Source organism: Microcystis sp. M53602_WE12 (genome assembly GCF_030065455.1).
In the GTDB taxonomy this organism is placed as follows: Bacteria; Cyanobacteriota; Cyanobacteriia; order Cyanobacteriales; family Microcystaceae; genus Microcystis; species Microcystis aeruginosa.
Genome location: NZ_JASJFB010000286.1, coordinates 1 through 6,109, shown reverse-complemented (window position 1 = coordinate 6,109; position 6,109 = coordinate 1). Strand labels below are relative to the sequence as shown.

2 protein-coding genes are annotated in these 6,109 nt (G+C 37.6%); both read left to right on the top strand.

The genetic code is table 11. The features are described from left to right. Window positions 1–3,765, top strand: a 3,765-nt coding sequence (locus PX482_RS10345; protein ID WP_288097006.1) for a condensation domain-containing protein, incomplete at its 5' end; no start/stop codon positions are given. Further along, window positions 3,762–6,109: non-ribosomal peptide synthetase (locus tag PX482_RS10340; RefSeq protein ID WP_288025284.1), on the top strand; the 2,348-nt coding region annotated here is incomplete at its 3' end. The genes PX482_RS10345 and PX482_RS10340, both read left to right, overlap by 4 nt.

Here is a 6,109-nt window from a genome sequence, read left to right as displayed (position 1 = left end):
TTACGCATTGAATTAGGAGAAATTCAGACGGTTTTAGAAACTCATCCCAACGTTGAACAAACTGTTGTGATTATGCGGGAAGATACCTTATATAATCAACGGTTAGTTGCTTATGTAATCAGAAAAGATACTTTATTAACTCCTCAGGATCTGCGTCGTTTCTTACAGCAGCAACTCCCCGCTTATATGGTGCCTTCTGCCTTTGTCCTGTTGTCGGATTTTCCCTTAAATAACAATGGCAAGATAGACAGAAAAAAATTACCTATCCCCGATGAGACATCAATTATTGAATCTGCTTATATAGCCCCAAGAAATCAAAAAGAAAGCCTCTTAGCTCAGATTTGGCAAGATGTTCTTCAGGTATCCAAAATAGGGGTTAGTGACAACTTCTTTGAGTTAGGAGGACATAGCTTAAAAGCTATTTCTCTAGTGAGTAAAATTCAGGAAAAGTTAGGGCAATCTTTGCCCATTAAACAAGTATTTGCTCATCCTACCATTGCTGAACAAGCAGCATTATTAAGCACTGTTACCCCTCTGACGGTAGCCACTATTCCCCTTGTATCTGCACAAGAAACCTACGAAACATCCCATGCTCAGAGACGTTTCTATGTCTTGCAACAGATGGATCTCAATAATGTAGCTTATCATATTGTTTCCACCCTCAAAATAGCAGGAGATTTTAGCCCAGATGTCTTTGAAAAAGCCATACAATTATTGATTTCCCGTCATGAATCCCTGCGGACATCTTTCATTTTAATTAACGGTGAACCACAACAGAAAATCCTGCAAAATCGTCCTTTTGATTGGGAATTTAAAGACTGGACAAATAAACCTGATGAAGAAATCCTAGAAACGATTGCAAAAGAGAGAAAACCGTTTGACTTAGAGAAAAGTCCCCTGGTGCGCTCTAAGATTTATAAACTATCTCCGAATGAATATATTTTAGAGTTAGAAATTCATCATATTATCTGTGATGGTTGGTCAATGAGTTTGTTAGCTAAAGAATGCTTACAATACTACTCTGATTTAGCCAAAGGATTACAGCCTAGTATAGAGCCATTGCCGATACAATATAAAGATTATGCAGGATGGCAAAATAATCTTTTAAGAAGCGAAAATAATCCCCAAAACCTAGATTACTGGCGGCAAAAACTGGACAATGGACAACTGACCAGAGTTCACTTACCGACAGACTTTAAACGTCCCCAAATAAAGACGTTTAAGGGTTCTCATTTAAGCTGGACATTTGACCGAGAAACGATTTCTAAATTAAGAAAAATTTGTCAGGAAAACGAAATCACCCTATTCATGGCATTGGTAGCGGCTGTCAAAATATTACTGTATCGCTACAGTGGTCAACATGATATTACTATTGGTACAGAAATCGCCACCAGAAGCCATCCTCAACTGCAATCTCTAATCGGTTTATTTCTCAATACCTTAGTTATTCGTGACCAAATTGAACCCGAAAAAGGCTACAAAAATCTACTCGCAAAGGTTCGTCAAACCGTTACCGAAGCCTTAGAACATTCCGATTATCCCTTTGATATTTTAGTAGAAAAATTAGCTGTTTCTAGAGAAATTAACCGCACTCCCTTGTTTGATATATTAGTCCTTCTGCAAAATTTTGATCAACCTGTAGGCTTGGAAAATATACAAATAAAATCTCTAGATTCCCTGACCCCGACCAGTAAGTTTGATCTATCTTTTGTGTTTAGTGAAGATCAGGAAAAACTCAGATTAGAGCTAATTTATAACACCGACTTATTCCAAGAGGAGAGGATGAAAAAATGTCTCATTCACTTCGATAAACTCTTGAATGAAATGCTATCTAACCCCGCCCAACCCGTCAAAGACATTTCTTTGTTATCGGCAGCAGAAACCGCTTTTATTGCCAATTTTATCAATCCTATTCCTCGCTTAGAAACCCGTACTATTATCCATGATTTTATTGACCAAGTTGCAGCCAAACCGGAGAAAACATCGATTATTTATCCAGGGGGTAAATTTAGCTATCAAGAATTACATGAACTAACTAACTTTTGGGCTTATGCCTTAAAAGAATTAGGCGTGGAAAAAGATAAGGTTTGTGGTGTTCTCCTAGAAGGAGATTATCGTCAGTTAATCGCTATGCTGGCAGTATTTAAAGCCGGAGGAATCTATTTACCTCTACGTTTAGATGAACCAGAGGAGCGCCGGCAACGCATGATGATTAAAACTAGCCCCGAAATTATCTTAGTTGCTGCTGAGAATTTAGAGGGGATTAAACCCCAACTATCCGCATTAGAAAAACCGCCTCATATCTTAGTGGTTAAGGCTCATAAAATTCAGCAATATCATCAGTGGAATGGCATGGATTATCAAGAGTTTCCTTGCCAATTAAGCAAACTGCAACCCCTTCTAGCTATGCCGGATGCTGATGATTCTAATTATATTATGTTTACTTCTGGCTCAACCGGTGAACCTAAAGCAATCTTAGGCAGTCACGGCAGCTTACGTCATTTCATTGATTGGGAAAAACGGGAATTTGGCATTAATGAAAGTTGGCGCTGTTTACAAATTGCTCAAATTAATTTTGATGCTTATTTGAGGGAAACCTGTGTGACTTTATGCTCAGGGGGAACTCTGTATATTCCAGAGAGTACAGAGCGAGAAGACTTAGAGCTTTTATTACTGCGAATAGGAGAATGGAAAATTAACTTACTACACACTGTCCCCTCGGTAATGCGTCTATTTTTAAAGATGGGGCGTGGTTTAATTAATGCACATAATCTCCTGAAAAGTTTGCGAATTTTTGTCTTAGGAGGAGAGCCTTTATTTGTGAAAGAACTGGCTGAATGGCATCAAATTTTTGGCTCTCAGACAGAATTTGTGAATATTTATGGGGCAAGTGAAACTACATTTGTTAAGCATTTTTATCGAATTCCTAACCCTAATAATATTCCCTATGAACGGGTTCCGGGTGGTCAAACTTTGCCAGATGCCGCTTATGCAGTGGTTGATGGAAATCGCGCCAGGGCAATAGGAGAAGTAGGAGAAGTGTTCGTTAAATCCCCCTATTTAACCAAAGGTTATTATCAAGATGAAAGCTTAACTCATTCAGTTTTTGTGCCTAATCCTTTGAATGGGGGGAGGGATATAGTTTATCGTACTGGAGACTTAGGCAGACTGCTTCCTGATCTAACTTTAGAAGTAATAGGACGCAGTGACAATCAAATTAAATTAAATGGGGTACGGATTGAATTAGGAGAGATTGAAGATGTCCTCAGTGGGATTGAGGGAGTAGAAAAAGCCTTAGTTATGGCTAATAAAAAGGAGGAATTAGTAAACGTAATTGCTTATTATCAAGCCGAGGATACAGTTCATCAGGAATATATTCGAGGTAAATTAAAGCAACTCTTACCGATTTATATGCAGCCTAGCTTTTTAATGCGGTTAGAAGCTTTTCCCTTGTTACCCAATGGAAAAATTCATCGTCTAGCTTTGCCAAAACCCGAAGAAAATATTACTGACTCAACTAACCAAGTCCCAGATTTTAATCCACAAGAAGCTTTATTAGCTTCCCTTTGGGGTGAGTTATTAGAAGCAGAAGTTAGTAACAGTAATCAGTCATTTTTTGAACTAGGAGGAAACAGTCTGAAGGCGATGCGCTTAGTGTCACAAATCCGTAATCAATTTGGAGTTTCTCTCCGATTACGGGAAATTTTTACCCATAATACTTTAAAAGAACAAGCTGTATTAATTCAATCCCGACAAAAACGATGATCAACTTACCACAATCTGACTCAATTAACCCACTGGAAAAACAAAAATATTACCAAGTCTCTCACGGTCAAAGAAGGCTTTGGATTTTGCAGCATATCAGCGAATCTTCTAGTGCTTATAATATTAGGCTTGCCATGAGAATTAATGGCAAGTTAGATGTTTCTATATTAACAGCATCCTTTCAAGAACTGGTGAACCGTCATGAAATTCTCAGAACCACTTTTGCCAGTGTTGGAGGCAATATTAAGCAAGTTATTCATGAGGAAATCCCCACAGAACAGTTAATCATTTTTAAAGATTTAAGAGCAGAAAAAGATGCTGAACTCTTGGCAGATGATTTAATTCAAGAGTCGGCAAATTTACCTTTTAGTTTAGAAAAGTTGCCCCTTATTCGGGTCTTATTGGTGCAGATTAAGTCAGAAGAATTTATCTTTGGTTTGACTGTCCATCATATTATTGGGGATGCACAATCACTTGATATTATCTTTCAAGAGTTCTTTATATTATACTCTGCTTATACTCAACAAAAAAAAGCTGAATTACCCCCTCTTACTCTACAGTATAAAGATTATGCGGCATGGCAAAATCAGTGGTTAGAAAGTGAAGAAGTTAGAGAACAACATGAGTATTGGTGTGAGGTTTTTTCCGAACATCCCCCTATCTTAAACTTACCGATAGACTTCCCTCGACCTCAAGTAAAATCTTCTCAAGCGGCTTCCTACACTTATCAATTTAGTGAGAGTCTTAGCCAACAATTACAAACCTTTGCAACTCGAAATCAGACGACTCTATTTATTACCCTACTGACTTTCTTTAAAATATTACTCTACCGCCACACCGGCCAACGGGATTTAGTGGTTGGTATCCCTATTTCAGCACGAAATCATCCTGATTTAGAAAACCAGATCGGGTTTTATGTTAACACCTTGGCCTTAAGAACTTTATTACCAGAGGGAGTAACTTTTAAGCAAGTCTTAGGGGAAGTAACTAACACCTGTCTTGATGCTTATGAATATCGTGATTATCCTTTTGATAAATTAGTATCCGCTCTCAATTTAGAACGTGATTTGTCCAGAAATCCCTTATTTGATGTCATGTTTTCTCTACTGAGTAAAGAAAGCAAAACTGTCTTAAAAATTCCTGGTTTGGAACATCAACCTTATCCCTTAAAACCACGGATGGCTCAATTTGATATGACTTGGAGCTTCTTTGAAGATAGTCATAATCTTACATTAGCTATTGAATATGAGCCGGATTTATTTTTGCCTGAAACTATCGCCAGAATGAGCGGTCACTTTTTACAAATTATTGAAAGTGTAATTCAGAATCCCGATTGTAAATTATCTGAGATTAATTTATTAACCCCTGAAGAACGGCATCAATTACTAATAGAGTGGAATCAAACCGAAGTCGCTTATTCTCAACAGTGTCTGCACCAGTTATTTGAAGAAAAAGTTAGAGATAATCCCGAGGCAATAGCTATTATTTTTGAGGGCAAAAAATTGACCTATCGAGAGTTAAATAATCGAGCTAATCAAGTCGGTCACTATTTACAAGAAAAAGGCGTAACTTCAGAAGTATTAGTGGGGATTTTTATTGAGCGTTCTTTTGAGATGCTCATCGGAATATTGGGAATTATTAAAGCCGGGGGAGCTTATGTTCCTTTGGATCCTAATTATCCCCCTGAGCGCTTGGATTATATGATATCTGATTCAGCTATCTCTCTGTTGTTAACTCAGCAATCTTTAGTTCAATCTCTACCAGAAAATTGCCCCGAAATACTGTGTTTAGATACAGATTGGTTAAAGATAGCTAATTATAGTCAAGAGAATTTGACCTCTCCAGTTAAACCAGAAAATTTAGCTTATGTTATATACACTTCGGGTTCAACGGGAAAACCTAAAGGTGTGATGAATATTCATCAAGGAATTTGCAATACTCTAAAAGACAATATTGACAATTATAATCTTAACTCTGAAGACCGCATTCTCCAAATTACTCCCTTTAGTTTTGATGTTTCAGTTTGGGAAGTTTTCTCATCTTTAACATCTGGTGCTACCCTAGTCGTGGCTAAACCTGACGGGTATAAAGATATAGATTATTTAATAGATTTAATTGTGCAAGAACAAGTAACTTGTTTCACTTGTGTTCCCTCAATATTGCGAGTTTTTCTGCAACATCCCAAGAGCAAAGATTGCCACTGTTTAAAACGAGTAATTGTCGGGGGAGAAGCCTTATCTTATGAACTCAATCAACGATTTTTTCAGCAGTTAAACTGTGAATTATATAACGCTTATGGACCAACAGAAGTAGCGGTTGAGACTACTATCTGGTGCTGTCAGCC